This is a genomic window from Marseilla massiliensis, assembly GCF_016899855.1.
In the GTDB taxonomy this organism is placed as follows: Bacteria; Bacteroidota; Bacteroidia; order Bacteroidales; family Bacteroidaceae; genus Prevotella.
In genome coordinates this window covers 1-24319 of the sequence record NZ_JACJJG010000042.1, presented here as the reverse complement: position 1 = coordinate 24319, position 24319 = coordinate 1, and the positions used below count along the sequence as shown (strand labels likewise).

Annotated in this window: 18 protein-coding genes; 9 read left to right on the top strand and 9 right to left on the bottom strand. The window is 46.7% G+C overall.

Going from position 1 to position 24319, the window contains the following annotated elements:
* The 4 genes from H6A34_RS08500 to H6A34_RS08485 all read right to left on the bottom strand — a co-directional run.
* Positions 1-728, bottom strand: a 728-nt coding sequence (locus H6A34_RS08500; RefSeq protein WP_420870826.1) for a glycoside hydrolase family 28 protein, incomplete at its 3' end; no start/stop codon positions are given.
* Between the two features lie 423 nt (positions 729-1151).
* Positions 1152-2921, bottom strand: a complete 1770-nt coding sequence (locus tag H6A34_RS08495) for a chloride channel protein (RefSeq protein WP_239480815.1) — start codon at positions 2919-2921, stop codon at positions 1152-1154.
* Positions 2922-2974: 53 nt separating this feature from the next.
* Entirely contained in the window at positions 2975-3544 is a 570-nt protein-coding gene (locus tag H6A34_RS08490; protein WP_021947520.1) for an L-threonylcarbamoyladenylate synthase, read from the bottom strand.
* 214 nt (positions 3545-3758) lie between these two features.
* Positions 3759-6989: a pectinesterase family protein gene (locus H6A34_RS08485; protein ID WP_205104868.1), complete on the bottom strand. Its 3231-nt coding sequence runs from the start codon at positions 6987-6989 to the stop codon at positions 3759-3761.
* A gap of 638 nt (positions 6990-7627) precedes the next feature.
* On the opposite strand from H6A34_RS08485, the gene H6A34_RS08480 reads away from it, so the two are divergent.
* Together H6A34_RS08480 and xyl3A are read left to right on the top strand one after the other, a co-directional pair.
* Positions 7628-8668 carry a single stranded DNA-binding domain-containing protein gene (locus H6A34_RS08480; protein ID WP_205104870.1) on the top strand — a complete coding sequence of 347 codons (1041 nt, stop codon included), beginning with the start codon at positions 7628-7630 and terminating at the stop codon, positions 8666-8668.
* 478 nt (positions 8669-9146) lie between these two features.
* Complete coding sequence (gene xyl3A, locus H6A34_RS08475; RefSeq protein WP_205104866.1) at positions 9147-11717, top strand: xylan 1,4-beta-xylosidase; 2571 nt, start codon at positions 9147-9149, stop codon at positions 11715-11717.
* Positions 11718-11814: 97 nt separating this feature from the next.
* Here xyl3A and H6A34_RS08470 read toward each other — a convergent pair whose 3' ends face one another.
* Complete coding sequence (locus tag H6A34_RS08470; protein WP_205104864.1) at positions 11815-11967, bottom strand: hypothetical protein; 153 nt, start codon at positions 11965-11967, stop codon at positions 11815-11817.
* A 170-nt stretch (positions 11968-12137) separates the two neighbouring features.
* Entirely contained in the window at positions 12138-13130 is a 993-nt protein-coding gene (locus tag H6A34_RS08465; protein ID WP_021947515.1) for an ROK family protein, read from the bottom strand.
* A 125-nt stretch (positions 13131-13255) separates the two neighbouring features.
* Here H6A34_RS08465 and H6A34_RS08460 point away from each other — a divergent pair, with 125 nt between their 5' ends.
* The 4 genes from H6A34_RS08460 (at position 13256) to H6A34_RS08445 (ending at position 17160) form a co-directional block, all read left to right on the top strand.
* A complete protein-coding gene (locus H6A34_RS08460; protein ID WP_205104863.1) occupies positions 13256-13924 on the top strand; it encodes a LysE family translocator in 669 nt (222 codons plus the stop codon).
* A gap of 92 nt (positions 13925-14016) precedes the next feature.
* Positions 14017-14562: a DUF4924 family protein gene (locus H6A34_RS08455; RefSeq protein WP_205104862.1), complete on the top strand. Its 546-nt coding sequence runs from the start codon at positions 14017-14019 to the stop codon at positions 14560-14562.
* 26 nt (positions 14563-14588) lie between these two features.
* Positions 14589-15440 carry a dTDP-4-dehydrorhamnose reductase gene (gene rfbD, locus H6A34_RS08450; protein ID WP_021947512.1) on the top strand — a complete coding sequence of 284 codons (852 nt, stop codon included), beginning with the start codon at positions 14589-14591 and terminating at the stop codon, positions 15438-15440.
* A gap of 151 nt (positions 15441-15591) precedes the next feature.
* The gene (locus H6A34_RS08445) at positions 15592-17160 is read left to right on the top strand and encodes a peptide chain release factor 3 (RefSeq protein ID WP_021947511.1); all 1569 of its coding nucleotides are present in this window, start codon (positions 15592-15594) and stop codon (positions 17158-17160) included.
* Positions 17161-17235: 75 nt separating this feature from the next.
* Here the strand turns inward: H6A34_RS08445 and H6A34_RS08440 are convergent, their stop codons facing one another.
* Genes H6A34_RS08440 through ligA form a run of 3 tightly spaced genes read right to left on the bottom strand, consistent with a single transcriptional unit; the run spans position 17236 to position 20560 of the window.
* Positions 17236-17823, bottom strand: a complete 588-nt coding sequence (locus H6A34_RS08440) for a sugar O-acetyltransferase (RefSeq protein WP_021947510.1) — start codon at positions 17821-17823, stop codon at positions 17236-17238.
* A gap of 54 nt (positions 17824-17877) precedes the next feature.
* Entirely contained in the window at positions 17878-18543 is a 666-nt protein-coding gene (locus H6A34_RS08435) for a B3/B4 domain-containing protein (protein WP_205104861.1), read from the bottom strand.
* A 16-nt stretch (positions 18544-18559) separates the two neighbouring features.
* On the bottom strand, positions 18560-20560 hold the full coding sequence (gene ligA, locus H6A34_RS08430; protein ID WP_205104860.1) for an NAD-dependent DNA ligase LigA: 2001 nt from the start codon (positions 20558-20560) through the stop codon (positions 18560-18562).
* Between the two features lie 429 nt (positions 20561-20989).
* Between ligA and H6A34_RS08425 the strand changes: the two genes are divergently transcribed.
* The 3 genes from H6A34_RS08425 to H6A34_RS08415 all read left to right on the top strand — a co-directional run.
* Complete coding sequence (locus tag H6A34_RS08425) at positions 20990-23341, top strand: beta-galactosidase (protein ID WP_205104859.1); 2352 nt, start codon at positions 20990-20992, stop codon at positions 23339-23341.
* Between the two features lie 32 nt (positions 23342-23373).
* Positions 23374-23808, top strand: a complete 435-nt coding sequence (locus tag H6A34_RS08420; protein ID WP_205104856.1) for a LexA family protein — start codon at positions 23374-23376, stop codon at positions 23806-23808.
* Positions 23809-23811: 3 nt separating this feature from the next.
* The coding region (locus H6A34_RS08415; RefSeq protein WP_477396220.1) for a Y-family DNA polymerase at positions 23812-24319 on the top strand (508 nt) is incomplete at its 3' end.

The window sequence follows — 24319 nt, the reverse complement described above, 5'->3', positions numbered from 1 at the left end:
TTGCTGAGTAACGGGTGCATTACCCAGAACGGCGAACGCACCATCGTAACACCTTCAATTAAAATTCCGTCACATTGGTTGAGGTTTACCATTTGTGGGCGCAGTCCTTTCTTTGGGCCGAACACACGCTTTTCCAATGGTACACCGTCTTCTGCCATTTTCAGCAGGTCGGCACGTCCGCCAGGATTCTGCTGTTTTTCCTCTACAACAATGTCACGGCTTTTGGGCGTTTTTCCGCTCATTAGCCACCATGTTTCGTCAGAGCCGTTACCGTCTATGGTGCCTTCGCCTGTAATGGCTATGTCTGTTTCTTTATAGGCGTAGATGAGTGGCGAATAGTTTATGCAGTCAAGTCCCTCCCAGCGGGTTTCCACCAATGGATATAATGCCCTGTCGAAAGCGAAAAACAATGTCGCTCCCTTCTCGATAACAAGATTAACGTGGCTTTTCAGCCTGAGCGCTCCAGTTTGCCAGGTACCGGCAGGGATTACCACACGTCCTCCGCCGGCTTTTGAACATGCTTCGATGGCTTTGTTTATCGCCTTCTGGTTTTGTGCGGGAGTAGCCTTTAGTGAAGCTCCGTATTTCGTGATGTCGAATGTACGGTCTGCAAATACAGGCACCCTGATACTTTTTTCGATTTGTTTGTACTTAGCTTCGTCCCATGCCGACGCAAATGCGGTCAAGGGTAACAGCAGGCACAATAATAATGTCTGTAACTGTTTCATGAGTTTAAGTTTGTAATGTATAAGTTTAATGTTAATAGATTTTCCACTATTCAGCAATTTGCCTACAAATATACATATTTATGGCTGAATAATAAAATTTAAGATTGTTTTTTAGGATGTTTTTATATTATTATGTATACGCATGGCTGACGTGCCTTTAATGTTTGTCAAAAGCTTGCGTATTTTGTCCGTTTATTTTGCACGTCGGACTTTTAACAACTGCAATAAAGGTTGTTGTCGGACGTATTAATTTCGGTAATATCCCACATTGGCATACCCCCCTCCGTAATAACAGCGCTTAAGGAGCGTCACGGCCGCGCTTACGATGTGTGAGGAGCATGCTTAGGGTATGTTATGGCGGCAGTTGACTATTATGCATGGCATAATTTTGTCCGCTCGCCGTTAATTTTGTTTGTAGCTTCGTCAGTCTTCTGACAGGTCTGCTACTATCTTGCGGTAAACAGAGTACATGTGTGTGCGGGATATATACCCCAGCAGGTGATTGTCCTTATCAAGAACCGGCAGCATAGATGCATCTGTGCGGTCGAACTGTCTCATAACGTCCTCCATTTTAGTGTTGACATTCAATGTGGCTTCAGGTTGTGACATGAGTTGTCGGACAGTGAAATGATGGTACAGTTCTATACGAAAGACAATGTGCCTCAGTTTTGTAATGTCAATTTCGCCCAGCAGGTTACCTGCGTTGTCCAATACGGGCAGGATGTTGTTGTGGCTTTTGCTTATGGCATGCACGAGCGAGGCCAGTGGCATGTCAGGTGATACAGCTGTATAGTTTTTGTCAATAACGCTGTCAAGACTCATAAGGGTTAGTACGGCCCTGTCGGTATGATGGGTGATAAGTTTGCCTTGTCTTGCCAATCGCATGCCGTAAATACTGTGAGGCTCGAATATTATTATAGTTAGGTATGAGCAAATGCTGACTATCATCAGCGGTATGAACATTTGGTAACCGCCGGTTATTTCGGCGATAAGGAATATGCCTGTTAGCGGTGCATGCATCACGCCTGCCATTACGGCCGCCATGCCAAGCAGCGCAAAGTTTTTCTCTGGCAGGAACACGCCTATGTTGTATATGTTCCATATTCGTGCGAAGAAAAAGCCTGCAAAGGCGCCGATGAACAATGAGGGCGCGAATGTACCGCCGCATCCTCCGCCGCCATTTGTTGCAGATGTCGCGAAAACTTTGGTAAGCAATACCATTCCAATATAGGGCACGAGCATGTTGCTGTGTCCGTAAAAGGGTGAATTGTGCAGGATTGTATCCCAGTCAGCCTCCGTCTTTCCGCTGAGCAGGATGTTTATGCTGCCATAGCCTTCACCGTAAAGCGACGGGAACAGGAAAATCAGCGGGCTTAATATTAATGCCCCAAGTAGTAACTTGGCGATGGGTTTTTGTTTCAGACGTCCGAATACAGATTCGCACGCGGTCATGGTTCTGATGAAATAAAGGCTGACAAAACCTCCGAATACACCTAAAAGTATGTTTGCCGGTATTCGTTCTACAGGCCATGGATTGTCCAATGTAAAGGTGAATAGCGAATCGCTGCCCGTAAAAATATACGTAAAGCATGTAGCCGTTACGCTTGAGATGAGAATCGGCAACAAAGAGGCCATCGTAAGATCTATCATGAGAACCTCAAGAGTGAATACAAGTCCCGCAATGGGGGCTTTGAATATTCCGGCGATAGCGGCTGCGGCACCGCATCCTACAAGCAACATTAGTGTCTTGTTGTCCATCTTGAACAGTTGCCCGAGGTTGCTTCCTATGGCGGAGCCAGTTAGCACAATCGGCGCTTCCGCTCCGACACTACCTCCAAAGCCGATGGTTATAGCCGAGGCTATTACTGAGCTCCAGCAATTATGGCCTTTCAGCCGGCTGCGTTTGCTGCTTATGGCATAAAGAATACGTGTAATACCGTGGCTGATTTCGTCTTTTACAATGTGCCGTACGAACAGTGATGTCAGGTAAATGCCTATTACCGGATATACGAGGTACATCCAGTTGAAGGTCTCCGTGTCGAAGCCCTCGGTTAGCAGTAGCTGGATTTCCTCGATAAGCCAGTGCAGTATGAAAGCCGCAACGGCGGCGAACAGGCCGACGAGGAAGCTTAATATCAATGTAAACTGACGGTCGGTAAGATAACGTTCACGTAGCGCTATTACACGTTGCATCAGTGACGGTGATCCTTCCGCAAGTTCAGTTTCTATATGGGTGTTTGCCATTATTATTTCCTTATGATTTCCACCTGCCCGTCTTCGCGAATCCTGATAATGCTTGACGGTGTGTGCGGCTGTTTTTCCTGCCTGCGGCTATAGCATACGTAGTCGACGGCGTTGAGCAACTCTTCATCTATATCCCTATAATTTTCGGCTGCTGGTTGTCCGCTTATATTGGCGCTGGTCGATACGATAGGTTTCTGGAATCTGTAACACAGTTCTTTGGAAAATGGTTCTTGAGTTATGCGCATGGCAATGCTGCCGTCCTCGGCCACAAGGTTGGAGGCCAAGTTTACTGCATTGTCGAAAATCACGGTTGTCGGTTTTGTTGCCAGTTCCATAACCTGCCATGCCACTTCTGGCGCATTCCTTATATATCGTTGTAGGCGTACGTCCGAGTCAACCAGGCAAATCAACGCTTTTGAGTCGTCGCGTTTTTTTATTGCGTACACTTTAGCTACGGCCTCAGCATTCGTAGCGTCACAGCCTATGCCCCAAACTGTATCTGTAGGGTAAAGTATTACGCCGCCTTTTCTCATTACCTCAACGGCTTTTTTTATGTCTTCTTCGCGTGTCATTTCTCAGCTTTTGTTCTTTTTAATGTTTTGGCAGAAACAGTCGTGTGCCAATGTTCCCGTCAATAATAAAATGCAAATTTAAGAAAAAAAACAAGAACCGAAAATTTTTAATAATTAAAATGACCGAAAAAGTAGAAAAACAAGAAAACCGTGGTTTCTATGAAAGAATAGGAAGGTCTCTCCATCACGGAGAAACCTTCCCTGCCTTAAAAAACTATTTAACCATTTTGGTAGTTTTCGTTTTTCCGTTGTCAAAAGTTTCAACCTTGATTACAATGCCGGTGTAAGATTCGCTTACGCGTGAGCCTTGCACACTGTAATACGCCGTCGACACTACATTGCCGCTTTCGGCACCGACATTGTCTATACCTGATGTGTAAGTGGTGCTTGCCGCCTTGCCGAATCCTCCGCACTCGTTGGCCGCGCGTACGGTGTATTCATCGGCTGAGCCTTCGTTGATTGTGTATGAAGGAGTGGCGGTCATGCTTACAAACTCACCGTTATGGAACACGGCGTATGCCGTTGCGCCGTCTACGGCGTCCCATGTCAGGCTTGTGCCATCAGCCTTTAACAGCCCGAGCTCTTTCTGCTTTGCGCTTTCGCCCGGAGTCCAGTCAGTGAATACCTTGTCGAGCGTATAGCCTTCGGCCTGCTCGGCTGTAAGGATAGTTTCGTATTCGTTACTATTAGAATCTTTTGTGAATTTTAAGACTAATGATTCAGGAGAAATGACCTTGCCATTTGCGTCCATAGAATTATATTCAACGAACTTATCCGCAACGACATTCATGCCGCCGAGAGTCCAGTGGTTGCTGTTAAGCTTTTCGGGTTGAAGCAGGGTTGTGTTCAAGTAAGCGCAACGTGGATCATTGTTCCATGCACGGCCAAAGTTGAATTTTTCAGCCAAACTGTTTATAGTGCAATTATTGAACACATATCCGTAGCTGTCTCCTTTCGATGTGTCCGTTGACGGTGCTGTTAAGGTGCATTCTCCACTACCGTCAGCGTTACGTTCCTCTACTGTAAGTGTACATTCATTGAAGAATACGTCGCCGCTACCGCAGATGAAGTCTACCGTTCCGTGAATGTCTGAGTTTTCAAAATAATAATCTCCATTGGCGTTAGAGTAGTAGGTGTCTTGGTATGACAATAGTCTTACGTTCTTGCATATTGTATGGTTGCCTTTGTCCTGTATTACTACAGCCCTGCCATCACTCGTACTTTTGTTGTAATAGTCGTAGGCGTTCTTAAGCGTAAGGTCTTGCATGTAAGTACCGGTACCCGTTATTAGGAACGTTGCCGAAACTCCGATACCTTCTACGGGGGCTTCGTTTACGATAATGGTTTTGTCCATGCTTTGTCCGATAATGGACACGTTGTCGCGTGAGATAGGTGTAAGCACTTCGTTGCCAAGGTCGTATGTTCCGTCGGGCAGAAAGATGTAGGCGCGCCCCTGGTCGGCCGGTAACGAGTTTACTACGTCAAGTGTGTTCATTAAGTGCGTACCGTCGCCGGCCTTCACAACATAATATCCTTCTTCGTTTGTTGCCACGGGTTCGCCATCCTCAACATTGGCAATAATGATTTTGTGGATATATGCGTCGGCATTGGTTGTTGTCAGTGTAAGCCATCCTGCTTCGCCGTTATACTCAACTGTATAAGGCTCGCCGTCGGTAGAAGCTTTACCGTCAAAGGTTTCTATTTCGTTGTTGTTTTCGTCGGTCATGGTAAAGGTGCGGTTACTGCCTTGGTTGCACATACGGAGCGAAATGTATGCGTGTCCGCCGACAAGCAACTTGATTTTTCCCGTAGGCTTTAATACCCAACCGTGTGTGCCGTCATGGAACTGGGTACCGTTGCCTTCGGCTTCAAACGCCTCGTGGTCTTCGTCATAGAAGAACTCGTCCGTAAGGTCGAATGTGTATCGTGCGGTAGTACTTGCTGTCTCGATTTCGGTGGCAATGGCATAAAGGTTGATATCCGATGTAATGATATAATCGGTGGTGTATTTCTCGCCACCGTCTGCGGACATGAACCATCCACGGAAAGCCTGCCCGTCGGGTACTTTTACGTCAGCCTCACCTTTTGTGAATTCATTGATAGGCCTGTCTTTCTCAACCTTTTGGTCGTTGCTTATTACCTGTCCGTCTGTATTATAATATGTAAGGGTATAATAGGGCTTGTGCTTGAATGTGGCTTTGTACGCTACGGTCTCGCCGTTGGCGCTTACGTTTATAGTTACCAGCACTGATCCGTCGGTTTGCTCCGTATATGTTACTTCTCCGTCAACCTCGCCGTTGTCGCATGTTATACTGGTGATGGGATTTGTTTCTGAGGGCAGTTCCACGTCGTTGAATAACTCGATAGTTGCTTCCTGGACGTTTTCTGATGTTTCGGTGAATATGTCTACGGCCTCGTATGTTGTTCCATTGTAAATGAACGACCCGAGTGAAGGGTATTTAGACATGTCAACGTTGCCGTAAAGAGCTAAGTCGGTGATATAAGAGTTTTGGTTTAAAGTAAAATTCTCAATTCTTATAACACAGTTCTTTTTTTCATCGAATGTAAATGTTAATGTCTCACCTTTAGAATCGGCTATTGATTTGTTGTGTAATACATTCCAATCTGTGTCATCCTCGCCTTTAACCATTAGTTTGATTCCACGATTTCCACCTGTTGCAGCTTGTGTAAGGACTATTTTTGTTAATGAGCCGATTTTTGATGTTTCGACATACGGTTCAAATTGCTTATTTAGTTCGTCTTCATATTTTGCAAGTTCTATATATCCAAGTCCTTTATCTTCAAGATTTGTGAATTTGTCTTGTGTCTTGTTAGGATATGCTCCTGCTCCTTTGAGTGTAAACGTTATTTTTTCACGACTGTATTTAGTCGTGACTTCATGGGAATGTGCCTCGGTGCTTTTCATGTCAAATTCAGGCCATTCGGTGAACGATGTCGAGTAAATCTCTTTTTCCTGAATTCCGGTGTCCGAAATGAATGTTGCTGTAATCTTGTAAAGATATATACTTCCGGTCGCTATGATTTCAACATAACCTTGTGCCGCCTCCGTGGATGTCGCGGTATATTCAGTGTAGTCAGCGTTAACTTTCGTTCCGCCTATCGTGAAGTCATGATAGCTTGGATATGTAGTAACGGCGATAACATTCCTTGCGTTGTTTACGGGTACATGTATGATAGTTCCGGCGTTAATCTGTACATCGGAACTTCTTACGGCAAACTTTCCGTTGGTAGCGTCTACGAAAAGGCTTACGCCTTCAACGTCAGAAGCCACTTCGCCAGTGCTTCCTTGAATGGTTACATCGGCGAGTGAAGCGGGGATTCTGTTTTGGAAGTCCCATGTCGCAACGACGTTCTGCGCCTTTGCGGCACAAGCCAACAATACGAAAAGACACAATATGCCTAATCTGAGTAACTGTTTTCTCATAAGTGATTTGTTTTTAAGTGTTCAGTATTATTTTAGTAAATAGTTTTCACGTACACATTTGGCGTTCATCACGAACATCCATCTGCAAATTTAAACAATAATAATGAAACTGCAATGAAAGAGGTGGATTTTTTGTCAAATAAGTTTGAAAAAGTTTATTTCGTTACCTGTTGTTATGAGTGTTTGCCGTTCGCTGCCATCCAACAGATTTGCGGATGAACCAATATCACGGATAAACCATTGTTTGACAGACATGGAAAATCATTCTTTTTAATTAGCGCCCTTTCGTGTTGCAATTAACGGCTTTTCACGTCGTAAAAGAGCAAGTTTTGGAGAACGAAAGACGCTCTTTTGCAAGAATACTAATATCTGGTCCGGTTTCTGCCGTCTGCCGTACAAAACTTTACGGGCTGCTACAACTTTCTTAAGTGAACAAGTCAAAATTCTTATACATTGTCATTTGGCATATTAGTCCTATAATATAATAAGGTGAAAACAACTTTGTTCCGTTTTTCTTGTTTTTTGTCCTAATGCGCCTCTTAATGAAAATTTAATATAAAAAGATTTTGTCATTAAAATTAATCAGCTATATTTGCACTATAAATGTAAACATGTCTAACGATTAAAATTTTGTGATTATGAAAAAACTTTTACGCTTATCTTTAGTAGCGCTATGCGCAATGGTCAGCTCTGTGGCTTTTGCTGACGCTTATAAGACATTGACATTTCCAGATGACAACAGTAAAAACAATAAGACAAACCAGTACTACGAAACTTGGACTGCCATTATTGGTTCGGACTCATGGACTATAGAAAATTTCAGTAATAACAATTGGGATTGGGAGTATATTCGATGTGGAAGAAAAAATGTTGAATCCGTTGCATCAATAGCAACAGCCTTTGCTATTGATCAACCCATATCAAACATTGTTGTAACATTTGACAAAATTGACAAGGATGATAAAATAAATTCTATTTCGCTTCTTGTTGCTTCAGATGCTGATTTCGCTAATGTTATAGAAACAGTAGAAGCGCCAAATAAAGAAGCAGGAGATATGCTATTCGAAATAAAGAATCCTACAGCTAATTCTTATTACAAATTAGTTGTTGATTGTCAAAGCGCAGGAAGCAATGGCATAGTCCAAATTTCAAAAATTCAATACTATAAGCAAGGTGATGAACCTGAAATTATAGACATATCCAACACTCCCGAAACAGCTTACACTGTAGCAAAAGCTCACGAACTGATAGAGGCTGGCAAAGGACTTGCTACCTCGGTATATGTAAAAGGTGTTATTACAGAAATAAGAAATTTTGACTCCAATTACGGTCAGTTAAATTATTATATCAACGATGTTAATGGTACGGGAGAAGATTTGTACGTTTATGGTGGTCTTTATTTAGAAGGAGAAAAATTTACAGAAGAATTGGTTAACGAGGTTAAAGTTGGTGACGAAGTTATCATTTACGGACAGTTGACAGAATATAATGGTACGCATGAGTTCAACCATAGTAACTATATCTATTCTCTCAACGGTGTAACAACCGGCATTGACAACATTACCGTTGAGCAGGAGTTTGACGAGAACGCTCCCGTTTACAACCTGCAGGGCCAGCGTGTAAGCAAGGATACAAAGGGAATCCTTATCCAGAACGGAAAGAAGTTCATCAACAGATAATGATGTGAACACGGAAGGATGACGTGGTAAATATCCTTTCATTCGTAATATGGGAGGGGATGCGATGTGTTCGCATCCCCTTTACTTTTTTAATAAGCGCATGGGTTCAATCTGACAAGTCAAACTGTCATTCTGAACTTGATTCAGAATCTACGGTGAAGGACAAAACTCTATGATGATAGTCCATGGATTCTGAATCAAGTTCAGAATGACAGTTTGACTTGGTGGTATAAGGGGTGCGAAGAATATTCTGCACTTCTCTTAACTTGCACTATCTTTTGATAAGATAGGCTGCGTCTCAACAATAAAAATAAAAGTTCGTTTCTCTTACTTTTATTTTGCACTTCTCTCAACTTGCACTATCTTTTGATAAGATAGGCTGCGTCTCAACAATAAAAATAAACATGTTTATTTTGTATTGTCTTCAACTTGCACTATCTTTGCAATTGACTATTAACCTATTTACCTTTAAACTAAGATGAAAAAGAGAAATATTTTCGTTGTGTTGTTGCTGACTTTTGCCGTTGGTGCAGGTGCACAGACGCTGTCTTATATGAATCCTGAGCTGTCGGCGCGGCAGAGAGCCGAAGACTTGTGCTCACGGATGACGCTTGAGGAAAAGGCTACGGTCATGATGAACAACTCGAAGGCGATACCACGTCTCGGCATTCCGCAGTTCGCATGGTGGAGTGAGGCACTGCATGGGGTGGGACGTAACGGTCTTAGTACTGTGTTCCCTTCATGTATAGGAATGGCTGCGTCGTTCGACGATGGCTTGCTCGAACGTGTGTTTACTGCCGTAAGCGATGAGGCTCGCGCAAAGAATACTGCGCAGAGGCGCAAAGGTAGCGTGGATACGTATCAGGGGCTTTCGTTCTGGACGCCTAACATAAATATTTTCCGCGATCCGAGATGGGGCAGGGGACAGGAGACTTATGGTGAAGATCCGTACATGAACTCTCGTATGGGACTTGCCGTTGTGCGTGGCCTGCAAGGGCCTTCTGACCGTAAATACATGAAGTTGTACGCATGCGCAAAGCATTTTGCGGTGCACAGCGGTCCGGAGAAGACCCGCCATAGTTTTAATATAGAGGATTTGCCTGAGCGTGATTTGTGGGAGACTTACCTGCCTGCGTTTAAGGATCTTGTGCAGATAGGAGGAGTGAAAGAGGTTATGTGTGCTTATCAGCGCATTGACGGTGACCCTTGTTGTGGCAGCAACAGGTTGTTGCAGCAGATTCTGCGTGACGAGTGGGGCTTCGACGGACTTGTCGTGAGTGACTGTGGAGCAATAAGCGACTTTTGGGAACCTGGCGCTCATGGGGTGTCTAAAGATGCTGCATCGGCTTCGGCAAAGGCTGTGATAAGTGGAACTGACGTTGAATGCGGCAGTAATTACAAGCGGTTGCCTGATGCTGTTAAGGCAGGCGAGATAACAGAAGCCCAGATAGACACAAGCGTGGTGAGACTGCTTGAAGCAAGGTTTGAACTCGGTGACTTCGACCCCGATTCGCTTGTGGAATGGACCCGCATACCTGAAAGCGTTGTAGCCTGCAAGGAACATAAGGACCTTGCGTTGCAGATGGCGCGCGAACAGATGGTGCTGCTGCATAATCGTGGCAATATTTTGCCTTTGGCGAAGGATGCTAGTAAGATAATGGTCATGGGGCCTAATGCTGCCGATTCTATAATGCTGTGGGGTATTTATTACGGGCAACCGAGCCATTCAGTGACCGTGCTTGAGGGGATTGGCAATAAGCTTGGTGGCGATGTAAGATATACTAAAGGGTGCGAGATTACGTCATTGACAGAGACTGAGAGCGTTTTCTCCAAACTGACATGCCGTGGAGGAAAGCAGGGGATGAGCGCCCAGTTCTGGAACAACACGGAGATGGAGGGAGTTCCGGCTTATGAAACGACATATTCGGCTCCGCTGCATTTTGACAATGGCGGCAACACGGTGTTTGCCCCTGGAGTGCGGCTTACGGACTTTACGGCGCGGTTCCGCGGAACCCTTGTTGCCGACAAGGATGAGACACTTGACATAATGTATACCAATGATGATGGTTTCAGGCTGATTATCAATGGTGACACGATTGCCGAGAGATGGAAAACGGATCGTTTACGATTCAACCGTCGTAAGCTTGACGTTAAAAAAGGCCGCAAATACGACATCCAGGTGGATTATATGCAACTTAGAGGAGGGGCGACGCTAAACTTTGATGTTGCCGTAGTGCGTAATGTAACGGCAAGCGAGATTGCCGAGCGTGCGCGTGATGTGGAAACTGTAGTGTTTGTCGGCGGTATTTCTCCCAACCTTGAACGTGAGGAGGCAAAGGTAACCGAGCCCGGTTTTGATAATGGCGACCGTACGAGCATAGAGCTTCCTGCCGCTCAACGTGAGATACTGAAGGCTTTGCATGAGGCAGGCAAGAAGGTCGTGTTGGTTAATTGCAGTGGCAGTGCCGTAGCGTTAACGCCGGAGCTGGAGACTTGTGACGCTATTCTGCAGGCTTGGTATCCCGGGGAACAAGGAGGACATGCCGTAGCCGACGTCTTGTTCGGTGATTATAATCCATGTGGAAAGTTGCCCGTTACATTCTATAAGGATGACAGCCAGTTGCCTCCTTTTGACGATTATCGCATGGCAGGCCGTACTTATCGGTATTTTAACGGTGAGCCTCTTTTCCCGTTCGGTTACGGATTGAGTTATACGACTTTCGCTTTGGGTACTCCGGTATATGACGCCCAAGCCGGTAAAATACATGTAAGCGTGACCAATACAGGCGCTCGTGACGGTGTGGAGGTCGTGCAGGTATATCTTGATAAGCCAGATGATGCAGGCGGCCCGTTAAAGACTTTGCGTGGATTTAAACGTGTAGAGCTAAAGGCCGGAGAGACGAAAGACGTAGTGGTGGACTTCCCGAGAAGTGCCTTTGAATGGTGGAACGTGGATACTAATACTATGTGTGTTACGCCTGGTAAGTATGAATTGCAGGTCGGAACGTCGAGCGTTGATGTTAAGAAGATAGTTTGCGAACTAAAATAACGTGAGTTTGGTATAAGGTAATTTCCGTAAACATCTTTCATCTTTCAGCCTTGCGCTTAACAACCTGACTATCAATTGTTTATGAGCTGACAGAAGCCTATCGGGCATCTGTCAGCCATTTCCCGTCAGTAGCCGGAGTGAAAGACCCTGAAAGATTTGCCCTCAATCTTTCAGCTCCAAACATCCTGATAGCCAGCGTGTTATCCCCAACGCTGACAGACTGACAGATGTTTACGAAAATTATCATCATTTGTTTACTTATAAAACACGGCCTTCAATGTTATGAAAAACGGTCTTTTACATTGCGATTCGTGCTCTTTTGCAAGGTAATAACGTATAAAGCGATAATGAAAAATGGATAATCATGCGCATTGGGTTATGGCTGATTATCCATTTTTCATTATTGTAATCTGTTCTTGTTTATGCGTTGACATCGTCCTGTATGTCCCAGCCGATGGCACTTGCGCCAAGTACAGCGGCTGATGAGCCGTCAAGGCCGCTTACCAAGAACTGGGCCTTGCCCTTGAAGATGTTAAGGACGTGCTCGTCATAACTTTTCTTTATAGGATTCATTATGAGATCGCCTGCTTTTGTCAATCCTCCAAAGAATATGAACGCTTCAGGAGAAGAGAACGCAGCAAAGTCAGCGCATGCCTCTCCAAGCATTTCACCTGTGAAATCATACACCTTCTTTGCAAGTTCGTCACCTTGTCCTGCCGCGATTGATACGTCGAGAGACGTTATCTTTTCTGGTTCAAGTTCACGGAGTGACGACGGAGTGTTTGTCGTGGCAAGTAATTCGCGTGCAGTGCGCGCCACGCCTGTAGCCGAGCAGTATGCCTCAAGACAGCCAGTGCGCCCGCAACCGCATGAACGTCCGTTCTCGCGGCGCATGATGACATGTCCCAATTCTCCGGCAAAGCCGTCACATCCATAAACCAACTGGCCATTGATGACAATGCCTGAACCGACACCGGTTCCGAGTGTTAGCATGATAAAGTTCTTCATGCCTCGTGCCACTCCGTAAGTCATTTCGCCTATGGCGGCAGCGTTAGCATCGTTGGTTATAGCCACAGGTACGCCTAAACGCTTCTTGAACAGTTCAGCAAGCGGAACAATCCCTTCGTGTGCCCAGACTATATTAGGCGCATATTCAATCGTGCCTTTGTAGTAATTGGCGTTAGGAGCGCCAATGCCCATGGCTTTGATCTTGTCAATGCCTCCTACCTGGTCAATGATGATCTGCAACGCTTCAAACGCAGCATCAACATATTCTTCTACAGTTAGGTAGCCTTGGGTCTTTATTGCGGTCGTAGCCTTGATGTCTCCACGACTGTCTACGATTCCGAACACGGAATTAGTACCGCCAAGGTCAAGTCCGATGACGTATGGCTTTAATGGTTGTGATATCATGATATAGAACTTTTAAAATGTTAAAAAATATATGTTTGCAAAGTTATCAAAAATCCATTCACCTGACAAAGTTTTGTTGGTAAAATTTGTTTCTTTCGTAAAAAATTAGCAATTTTGCACCCGCTATGCCGTTTCAAATTCATATAGACGTACTCGATTGGATATTTAAAGGCATGCTTATAGGTATTGTCGCTTCGGCGCCGATGGGGCCTGTAGGCGTGTTGTGTATACAACGTACGCTTAATAAAGGGCGCTGGTACGGCTTTGTTACCGGTATCGGAGCGACGGTGAGCGACTTTATTTATGCTCTGATAACGGGATTCGGTATGAGCTTTGTTATGGACCTTATCAATAATAACCATAACCGCTTTGTCTTGCAGATAACGGGAAGTATAATGTTGATGGTCTTCGGAATATATTGTTTCCGCTCTGACCCTACAAAAAAAATACATGTAAGCGGAAATAAAAAAGGTACATTGATTCATAACGGGGTAACGGCATTTCTCGTAACGTTTTCCAATCCGCTTATAATATTCCTCTTCATGGCGGCGTTTGCCCAATTTGCGTTCGTGATTCCCAAGCATCCGTTGCACATGTGTGTTGGGTATTTCAGCATAATTTGTGGCGCCCTGCTATGGTGGTTTGGGTTGACGTGGCTTATTGACAAGGTGCGAAACAAGTTTGACAACAGCAGTATTGTTATCATAAACAAGATTATCGGGAGTGTGGTTATTATATTCTCACTGCTTGTGCTGATTGGTACGGTGTTTAATTTGTACACTTTCCATTACTGACATAGTGTTGTGGCTTTACGGTTTATAAGGCCATAAATGGTAAGCATTATAGCGCAACCAATAATTCCCATAACTTTTAAACTACAGAAGACATGTTCATTTCTCAGGAATTAAGAAGAAAGAATATAGCTGAATACTTGCTATACATGTGGCAGGTGGAAGATATTATAAGGGCTTATGGATGCAGTTTGAGCCGGATTAGGCATGAGTATATTGATAAATTCGACTATACGGAGGAACAAAAGGAGGAAATGGCCGATTGGTATGGAAACCTTGTGCGTATGATGAATCAAGAAGGTTGCAGGGAGAAAGGCCATCTGCAAATCAACAAGATTGTCATGCAACAGCTTGTTGAGCTTAACGCACAACTGCTGCAAAGTACGAAATACCCTTTTTATAACAGCGAATATTACAAGGTTCTGCCTTTCATCGTCGAGTTACGCAAGCGTGGGGCGGATAATGAGGAAAATGAAGTGGAGACATGTTTCAACGCCCTTTATGGAGTGATGATGCTTCGTTTACAAAAAAAGAAGATAAGCCCTGATACTGAACATGCCATAAAAGAGATAACAACTTATATCGGAATGTTGTCGGATTATTTCATGAAAGATAAGGTTGAACCGCTTGAATTTGACTGATATAACCACATTAATTGCTGAATACGATGAATATATTGATTACCGGATGTAACGGACAGCTGGGCAATGAACTGAGGTTGCTGGAGAAAGACTACTCGCAACATAAATTCTTTAATACGGATAAAGACGAACTTGATATAACCAACCAGCTTGCGATAAATGACTTTGTAAACCGTAATATGATTGACGGCATAGTGAATTGTGCGGCGTATACGGCTGTTGACAAGGCCGAAGCGGACCAGAAACTATGCACGGCGCTTAATACGGAAGCTCCTGCTTATTTGGCTGCTGCCATAGAAAAACGCGGCGGATGGATAATACATATATCAACGGATTATGTCTTTAACGGGAAGAAATATAATCCTTATGTCGAGACGGATGTACCGTGTCCAGACAGTGTGTATGGAAATACGAAACTTGCAGGAGAACTGGGAGTCAGCAAATTCTGCCATCGTGCGGTGATAATACGTACAGCATGGCTTTATTCTACATTCGGTAATAATTTTGTTAAGACAATGCTTCGTCTTGGTCATGAACGGAATGAATTAGGCGTGGTATTCGACCAGATAGGCTCTCCTACTTATGCGCGAGATTTGGCTCAGGCAATCATTACAGTGATAGAGAAGGAGATTAAACCTGGAGTTTATCATTTTTCAAATGAGGGAGTATGCAGCTGGTATGATTTTACAAAGGCCATACACCGTATTGCCGGTATAACAACGTGTAATGTCAGGCCCATACATACGTCAGAATATCCGACACCAGCTGAGCGTCCGGCCTATAGTGTGCTCGATAAGACTAAAATCAAGGAAACTTTCGGAATAAATATTCCGTATTGGGAGGATAGTCTTAGGGAATGTATTGAGAAATTGAAATAAAAAGACGAATATTTTAATAGAGCTTGGAGTGTGAACGTCTGTGTCTTGTCTGTTTATTCAACGAGGCATTTTGACACTGCTGCTTTTGCGCTATTGAGCATAAGGCAAGTTTTACTTTTGCTCCTTAACATCTTTAACTCCTTAATTATACATGAATAAAGAAATAGAAAGAAGGCGAACTTTCGCCATCATATCACATCCTGATGCTGGTAAGACGACTCTTACAGAGAAATTCCTGTTATTCGGCGGGCAAATCCAGGTGGCTGGAGCCGTTAAGAATAACAAAATCCGTAAGACAGCCACATCCGACTGGATGGACATTGAGAAACAACGTGGAATATCCGTGTCGACATCGGTGATGGAGTTTGATTATGACGGATATAAGGTAAACATTCTCGATACTCCCGGTCACCAGGATTTTGCCGAGGACACTTACCGTACCTTGACGGCAGTAGATTCTGCCATTATTGTTGTGGATGGAGCTAAGGGTGTTGAGGCGCAGACGCGCAAACTGATGAATGTTTGCCGCATGCGTAACACTCCGGTTATCATATTCATCAACAAGATGGACCGTGAGGGACGCGACCCTTTTGACCTTCTTGACGAACTGGAACAGGAGCTTGAAATTCATGTACGTCCTTTATCGTGGCCGATTAATCAGGGGGCTAAGTTTAAAGGAGTATATAATATTTATGAGCAGAAGCTCGATTTATTCACGCCTGATAAACAGCGCGTTACCGAGAAAGTAGAGGTAGACATCAACAGTAGCGACCTTGAAAGCCATATTGGTGAGGCCGATGCCGTTAAGTTACGTGAAGACCTTGAACTTGTAGATGGCGTTTACCCTGAATTCAATGTCGAAGATTACCGTGCGGCCAAGACTGCGCCAGTGTTTTTCGGTAGTGCCCTGAATAATTTTGGTGTGCAGGAGTTGCTCAATTGTTTTGTAAAGATTGCTCCAAGTCCGCGTCCAACGAAAGCGGAGGAGCGTATTGTAATGCCTGATGAACCGAAGTTTACCGGATTTATTTTCAAGATAACGGCCAATATTGATCCCAACCACCGTTCTTGTATAGCGTTCTGCAAGGTGTGCAGCGGGCGTTTTGAGCGCAATCATCCATACCAACATGTGCGTCTTGGCAAGACGGTACGCTTCTCGTCGCCGACGCAGTTCATGGCACAGCGTAAGAGTACGATAGACGAGGCATGGCCAGGAGATATTGTCGGATTGCCGGATAACGGAATTTTCAAGATTGGTGACACATTGACCGACGGTGAACAGTTGCACTTCCGTGGGCTTCCGTCGTTCTCTCCTGAAATGTTCAAGTATATCGAGAACGATGATCCGATGAAGGCTAAACAGCTTGCCAAGGGTATAGACCAACTCATGGATGAGGGTGTTGCCCAGATGTTCGTTAACCAGTTTAACGGTCGCAAGATTATCGGAACGGTAGGTCAGCTGCAGTTTGAGGTCATACAGTACCGTCTTGAAAACGAGTATAACGCTAAATGTAGGTGGGAGCCTGTGCATTTGTACAAGGCTTGCTGGATAGACTCTGACGACCCGGCAGAGCTTGACTCGTTCAAAAAGCGTAAATATCAGTACATGGCCAAAGACAAAGATGGCCGTGACGTATTCCTTGCCGACTCTGGTTATGTGTTGCAGATGGCCCAGCAGGATTTCAAGCATATCCGTTTCCACTTTACAAGCGAGTTCTGAAAAGTGGCAGGGTTTTGTGTAAGGAAAACTATCTAAGATAAAGCAATGGGCGGGAGCAAGTTTATTTGCTTCCGCTCATTTCATGTATTCCGTCCTGTCGTTTTCCGTTATTTCCCGTATTACCTTGCATGGATTGCCGTAAGCCAGCACATTGGCAGGTATGTTTTTTGTTACGACGCTGCCTGCGCCTATCACAGTGTTGTCTCCTATGCTTACGCCTGGCAGCACACATACATGTGCGCCAATCCATACATTGTTGCCTACGGTTATTGGCAGAGCATACTCTAAGCCGCTAATGCGTCTTTCAACATCAAGAGGGTGGCCGGCTGTATAGAATCCGCAATGCGGAGCGACGAATACATTGTCGCCAAATTTTACCTTCGCCCCGTCAAGAATAACGCAATCCATATTCATGAAAAAGTTTTCGCCTATTTCTATATTGTATCCATAGTCGCAGAAAAATGGAGATACTATCGTAAAGTTTCCTTTCGTTTTTCCGAACAGTTTACGCAGAATCTCCATGCGCTCTTTGGTCTGTGACGGGCGTAAACGGTTCAGTTCGTATGTTATGTCGGCACAGATTTCTCGCTCTTTCAACAGTTCGGCGTCATAATTTGCGTCATATAATTTGCCCGCTTGAGCCTTCATCTTTTCTGTTTCCATAGTTTGTAGCGGTTTAATTATGGTGATATGTTTTTTCTATATATTTTTTATGGATTATCTGTAGATGTGGTATGTGCAGTTACAACCTTGCGCGTATTTCTCGAAAAGTCGTATTATATATTCTGCGTTGGCCTTTACCTGGGCTTCGTTGCCGTCATATCCGTTTACGAGTACGAGCACATGGCGTGTTGAGAGCTCTATTTTCGTGCGCTCGTTGTCGCTTGTCGGTGTGCCTACTCCTCCTTCGGCGTCGCGGTAAACGGGCAGTCCGGCGATGTTGAGCATGCCACGTCCTATGCCTTCATACGGCTCGCCTTCACGCCCGATGCCGAGGGTGAGCGTGTCGCCTACGAATTTGTCGGCGTCGAATCCTCCAATGCTGTAGCCGAAAGCAATGCTCGCCAGGTTGATAAGGTCAACCAATGTGTCAATCTGGTACAGCTCCTTGCCTTGCAACATACGCCTTATCAACGCTTCGGCGGCCGGTCGGTAGCGGCTTGGATCTTTGCCGCAGGCACGGTAGACACGGCGTGTCGCCTCTATGCCTGATATGGTTTTTACTGTTTCGGTAGTGTATTCAGCTTTGTATTTCTCGCCCAAAGCATTGATTTCTGCCCATAGTTTGGCGTTATATTCACTGTTTACTACGTCGGCCTCTACCGCCGCGCCCACAAAACCGGGGCACACTTTTTCTATCTCTTCAGAAACTATGATATTCATGTTCTTTTTCAATTTCTTAATTCTCGATCATTTCCAGAAACGTCTCCTCGTCCACAATGGGCACCCCCAGCTTCTCCGCCTTTTGCAGTTTTGCCGGTCCCATGTTGTCACCTGCAAGTATAAACGACGTCTTTCCGCTTATACTGCCAACGTTCTTTCCGCCGTTTTGTTCTATAATGCGCTTGTATTCGTCACGGCTGTGGTGCGTGAACACGCCGCTTATGACGATACTTTTACCGGCAAGTTTGGTGCTTGCGGCCTGAATTTGCTCCTCGCTGAGCGACATCTGCAGGCCGTAGGCTCGCAGGCGGTTCACTATCTCCATGTTTATCGGGTTATGGAAGTACGTTATCACGCTCTTTGCTATCACTTCGCCAACGCCGTCTATGTCGGTAAGTTCTTGTAAAGTGGCTGCAGCCAGATGGTCTATGTCCTTGAAATGGCGTGCCAGGAGGCGTGCAGAAGTCTCTCCTACGAAGCGTATTCCGAGGGCGAACACCACGCGTTCGAACGGTACTTGCTTTGAGGCTTCTATCCCGTCGACCACCTTTTGCGCCGACTTCTGGCGACTGCCGTCACCGTTGATTTGTTCAACGCGTATGTCGTACAGGTCGGCGACATTCTTTATCAATCCGCGACGGAAGTATTCGTCTATCGTTTCGGGGCCGAGGCTGTCGATGTTCATGGCCCGGCGCGATATGAAATGCTCTATGCGACCCTTTATTTGGGGCGGACATCCTGCGTCGTTGGGGCAGTAGTGGGCTGCCTCGCCCTCGTAACGTACGAGCTCTGAGCCGCATTCTGGACATCTGGTGATAAACTCTACGGGGCGTGCTGACGCTTCACGGCGCTCTGTGTCAACGCCAACTATCTTCGGGATGATTTCACCGCCTTTCTCAACATACACGTAGTCTCCCTCGTGCAGGTCAAGGCTGCGTATGAAGTCCTCGTTGTTTAGGGTGGCACGGCGCACCGTCGTACCGGCCAGCTGCACCGGTTCCATGTTGGCTACGGGCGTAATCTGGCCCGTCCGGCCTACCTGATAGGTAACTTCACGCAGCCGTGTGCACTCCCGTTCGGCCTTAAACTTGTAGGCAATGGCCCATCTCGGACTTTTTGCCGTGTATCCGAGGGCGCGTTGTTGGCGCAGCGAGTTGACTTTAAGCACTATTCCGTCAGTGGCTACGGGCAGGTTCTTGCGCTCCGTGTCCCAGTAGTTTATGAAGTCATAAATCTCCTGCAGGGTTTTCACCTTGCGCATGCCGTCGCTAATCTTGAAGCCCCACGCCTTCGCGCGCATGAGGTTTTCGTAGTGGCCGTCGCCCTCAATGCCGTCGCCGAGCAGGTAATACAGATAGGCGTCGAGCTTTCTTTTGGCCGCCACGGCCGGGTTGAGGCTTTTCAGGGTGCCGCTGGCGGCGTTGCGGGGATTGGCGAACAGCGGTTCCTCGGCAGCCTCACGCTCTGCGTTCAGGCGCTCGAACGACTGCCAAGGCATGAGTATTTCGCCACGAATCTCGAACTCATGGGGCCAGTCGCCGTCCTTCAAAACGAGCGGTATTGAGCGTATCGTGCGGACGTTGGCTGTCACGTCGTCGCCATGTACGCCGTCGCCGCGCGTAACGGCCTGCGTCAGTCGGCCGTCAACATACGTCAGTGATATTGACAGTCCGTCGTATTTCATCTCGCAGCAAATCTCGAAGTCCTCGCCGTTAAGCCCCTTGCTTACGCTGTTGTAGAAGTCGGCCACGTCCTGTTCGTTGTACGTATTGGCCAGTGAAAGCATGGGATATTTATGCGCTACCTGTTTAAACTCCGTGCTGATATCGCTTCCCACGCGCTGCGTAGGCGAGTCGGGGTCAGCCATTTCGGGGTGGCGGGCCTCGAGTTCCTGCAGCTCGTGCATCATGAAGTCAAACTCCTGGTCGCTTATCGAGGGTTGGTTTAATACGTAATATTTATGGTTATGCTCATGCAGCTCCTGCCTGAGTTGCAGTATCCGTTGCTTTTCGTCCATCGCTTTTGCCTTTCGTTAAATGCTTTCTTGGCGCAAAGTTAACAAAAAACGGAGACAAAGGCAACCCGTCAGTGCGTTATTTTCAGTTTTCGGGATATGCTTTCCGTTACGCAGAAAACGGCCTTAAGGCTTGGCGGTTTGCGCTGAAGACGCTATCTTTGCAGTATGCATGGCGCCGAGGGTGGCAAAAATCGTAAGCAAATGCATGTTGAATTGTTACGGTTTTCCATACATGCGGTGTCGTGAAATGCGGTTGTTAACCAAATGCCCGGCGTTTAGTTACAAACCAAAAGGCCGTCTTTAGCCTCGCTAAACACGGTCTTTGGCAATGCGATTGACGGCCTTTTACAAAGCATTTGACGGTCTTTTACAAAGCATTTGACGGTCTTTGGTAACGTAAGTGACAACTATTTAAATAAAGATATAATCATGAAGACATCTTTGCTGATACGCACGTTCATCATTATCATGGCCATTGCGGCAAGCGTCAGCCTGCCGGCGGCTACGCCAGTTGGCGGCACGTTTACCGTTGGCGACAAGAAATTCCTGCTTAACGGAAAGCCTTTCGTCGTGAAAGCGGCCGAACTGCATTATCCGCGCATTCCCCGACAGTATTGGGAACACCGCATACGTATGTGCCGTGCGCTGGGCATGAACACCATCTGCATGTACGTTTTCTGGAACATTCACGAGCAACGCGAGGGCGAGTTCGACTTCACCGGACAGAATGATATTGCCGAGTTTTGCCGCCTTGCGCAGAAAAACGGCATGTACGTTATCGTGCGTCCCGGCCCTTATGTCTGTGCCGAGTGGGAGATGGGAGGTCTGCCGTGGTGGCTGTTGAAGAAGAAGGACATCCGCCTTCGTGAGCAAGACCCTTATTTTATGGAGCGTGCCGAGGCATTTATAAACAAGGTCGGCGAGCAGCTTGCGCCGCTTACGATACAGCGCGGAGGCCCTATCATAATGGTGCAGGTCGAGAATGAGTACGGTTCTTACGGCGAGGATAAGGCTTACGTAAGCGCCATACGCGACATCGTGCGCCGTGCCGGGTTCAGCGATGTTACGCTGTTTCAGTGCGACTGGGCGAGCAACTTCACCAAAAACGGCCTTGACGACCTTGTCTGGACAATGAATTTCGGCACGGGGTCAGACATCGACGCCCAGTTCAGCCGCCTGCGTGAGCTGCGTCCCGAAGCGCCCCTGATGTGCTCGGAGTTCTGGAGCGGATGGTTCGACAAGTGGGGAGCGCGCCACGAGACGCGACCAGCCGACGCGATGGTAGCCGGTATTGACGAGATGTTGTCAAAGAACATATCCTTTTCTTTGTACATGACTCACGGCGGAACGTCGTTCGGACACTGGGCGGGAGCCAACTCTCCGGGTTTCGCTCCCGACGTTACGTCGTACGATTATGACGCCCCGATTAATGAATACGGACTGCCCACGGAGAAGTATTACAAACTGCGCGACGTCATGCGGAAGTATGCCGACGCGCCGTTGCCTGCCGTTCCCGAACCAGCGGCAGAGCTGATTAGCGTGCCGAAGTTCTCGCTTGTCGAGTATGCGCCCCTGCTTTACGGGATTGACAGTGTTTGCCGGAACAATGTTCCGCTTACTTTCGAGGAGCTTGACATGGGGTGGGGCACGGTAGTTTACGCCACAACTTTGCAGGAAACGGTTTCGGGTGGTGTGCTGTCTCTTGAGAGTGCGCATGATTACGCCCTCGTTTATGTCGACGGAAAGTATGTTGGCAGGGCTAATCGTGTAAGCAACGAGACAACCGTTAAGTTGCCGGCGGCTAAGAAAGGCAGCCGTCTTGCTATTGTGGTAGAGGGCATGGGCCGTATCAATTTCGGCCGTGCGATAAAGGATTATAAAGGACTTACCGCCGAGGTTACGCTCCGTGCCGACGTTGACGGTAAAGAAAAGTCGTTGCGTCTTGACGGTTGGACAATGCTGACGTTGCCCGATGCGTACGAAAACGCTACTGCTGCGCTCGCGTCGGGCGGCAATGGCGAATACAATGATTTGATAAAAGACTCCCGAGCTGGGTATTACCGTGGTTATTTTGACCTTGAAAAGACCGGCGACACATTCCTTAATATGGAACAGTGGGGCAAGGGACAGGTGTATGTCAACGGCCATGCCGTAGGCCGATTCTGGAGTATCGGGCCGCAACAGACGCTCTATGTGCCCAGCTGTTGGCTGAAGAAAGGCCGCAACGAGGTGATAGTTCTCGATGTAGTAGGGCCTCGCGCTACCGATGTTTGGGGACAGACCGCGCCAGAACTCGACCGTTTGCAGGCCGAGAGTGGCGGCGTTTCAAATCTTAGTGACAAGCGTCCCGAATTGTCGGATGTCGCGCCTTCGGTTACGGGTAGCTTCAGTGCTGTGCAAGATTGGCAGACCGTAACTTTGGAGAAACCCGCCAAAGGACGTTATCTTGCTGTTGAGTGTGTCGGTACTTACGGCCGTGACGGCGTGGTGACAATGGCTGAAATATATGCCAGGGGTGCCGACGGAAAGCGCATTGACCGCAGTTTGTGGGCGGTGAAGTATGCAGACAATGAGGACATTGACGGCGGCAACCATACCGGCGACAAGGCTTTCGACATGCAGGAGTCGACGTATTGGCGCACGATAGCCGGCGTTCCGGTGCCTCATCTGCTTGTTATCGACATGGGTAAGGAACAGACCGTCAGCGCGATTGAATACTTGCCGTGCACTATTCAAGGACAAAACAACGGAATAAACGGCTATAAGATATATGTATATTGATATTCTTTCGGCTTATATTTGATGATGTAAAGATGAAACTTATATTATATTCCGCAGACCTGAGCCATGACCTTGAGCTGGCTTTTGCCGACCAGGGGATAAGGGCAGGCTTCCCTTCGCCGGCGCAGGACTATATGGAGTCCATTGACCTTAACAGTGAATTGGTGCGCCATCCGGCAACAACTTTCTATGCGCGGGCCGTTGGCGAGTCGATGAAAGATTGCGGGATAGACGATGGCGACTTGCTTGTAATCGACAAAGGCATAGAACCGCAGGACGGAGATATCGTCGTTGCGTATATTGACGGTGAGTTTACGTTAAAGAAAGTGAGGTTCGAGAAAGGGCGGAACTGTCTTTGGCTCGTTCCCGCAAATGAAGAATATAAACCCATAAAGGTAACTGAGGAAAACGATTTTATCATCTGGGGAGTTCTTGTCTATAACATAAAACGGCAGTTGAGGAGGTAACTGATGTTTGGTTTGGTTGACTGCAACAACTTTTATTGTTCTTGCGAACGTGTATTCAACCCTTCATTGCGCACGTCGCCGGTCGTTGTCCTGTCGAATAACGACGGTTGCATTATAGCCCGCAGCAACGAGGCTAAGGCCATGGGAATAGCCATGGGCACGCCGTTTTACCAAGTAAGGGATTTTCTCGAGCGTAATAACGTTGCCGTGTTCAGCTCAAATTACGCCCTTTATGGTGACATGAGCCGCAGGGTAATGATGTTGTTGGCCGACTTTACGCCCGACATCACGCAGTATTCAATCGACGAAGCGTTCATCGACTTGTCTGGTTTCGGCCATGGAGAGACGTTGCGCGGCTATGGAAAGAAAATCGTACGGTGTGTCGGTAAGGGCACGGGCATACCCGTTACGTTGGGCATTGCCCCGACAAAGACCCTTGCCAAGGTGGCGAGCAAGTACGGCAAGCGTTACAAAGGGTATGAAGGCGTGTGCATGATAGATACCGAGGCTA

Coding starts and splice junctions, on each gene's coding strand:
- H6A34_RS08495 (WP_239480815.1), bottom strand. CDS start 2,921: ATGCAACGTGTAATAGCGCTACGTGAACGTTATCTTACCGACCGTCAG.
- H6A34_RS08490 (WP_021947520.1), bottom strand. CDS start 3,544: ATGACACGCGAAGAAGACATAAAAAAAGCCGTTGAGGTAATGAGAAAA.
- H6A34_RS08485 (WP_205104868.1), bottom strand. CDS start 6,989: ATGAGAAAACAGTTACTCAGATTAGGCATATTGTGTCTTTTCGTATTG.
- H6A34_RS08480 (WP_205104870.1), top strand. CDS start 7,628: ATGAAAAAACTTTTACGCTTATCTTTAGTAGCGCTATGCGCAATGGTC.
- xyl3A (WP_205104866.1), top strand. CDS start 9,147: ATGAAAAAGAGAAATATTTTCGTTGTGTTGTTGCTGACTTTTGCCGTT.
- H6A34_RS08470 (WP_205104864.1), bottom strand. CDS start 11,967: ATGATGATAATTTTCGTAAACATCTGTCAGTCTGTCAGCGTTGGGGAT.
- H6A34_RS08465 (WP_021947515.1), bottom strand. CDS start 13,130: ATGATATCACAACCATTAAAGCCATACGTCATCGGACTTGACCTTGGC.
- H6A34_RS08460 (WP_205104863.1), top strand. CDS start 13,256: ATGCCGTTTCAAATTCATATAGACGTACTCGATTGGATATTTAAAGGC.
- H6A34_RS08455 (WP_205104862.1), top strand. CDS start 14,017: ATGTTCATTTCTCAGGAATTAAGAAGAAAGAATATAGCTGAATACTTG.
- rfbD (WP_021947512.1), top strand. CDS start 14,589: ATGAATATATTGATTACCGGATGTAACGGACAGCTGGGCAATGAACTG.
- H6A34_RS08445 (WP_021947511.1), top strand. CDS start 15,592: ATGAATAAAGAAATAGAAAGAAGGCGAACTTTCGCCATCATATCACAT.
- H6A34_RS08440 (WP_021947510.1), bottom strand. CDS start 17,823: ATGGAAACAGAAAAGATGAAGGCTCAAGCGGGCAAATTATATGACGCA.
- H6A34_RS08435 (WP_205104861.1), bottom strand. CDS start 18,543: ATGAATATCATAGTTTCTGAAGAGATAGAAAAAGTGTGCCCCGGTTTT.
- ligA (WP_205104860.1), bottom strand. CDS start 20,560: ATGGACGAAAAGCAACGGATACTGCAACTCAGGCAGGAGCTGCATGAG.
- H6A34_RS08425 (WP_205104859.1), top strand. CDS start 20,990: ATGAAGACATCTTTGCTGATACGCACGTTCATCATTATCATGGCCATT.
- H6A34_RS08420 (WP_205104856.1), top strand. CDS start 23,374: ATGAAACTTATATTATATTCCGCAGACCTGAGCCATGACCTTGAGCTG.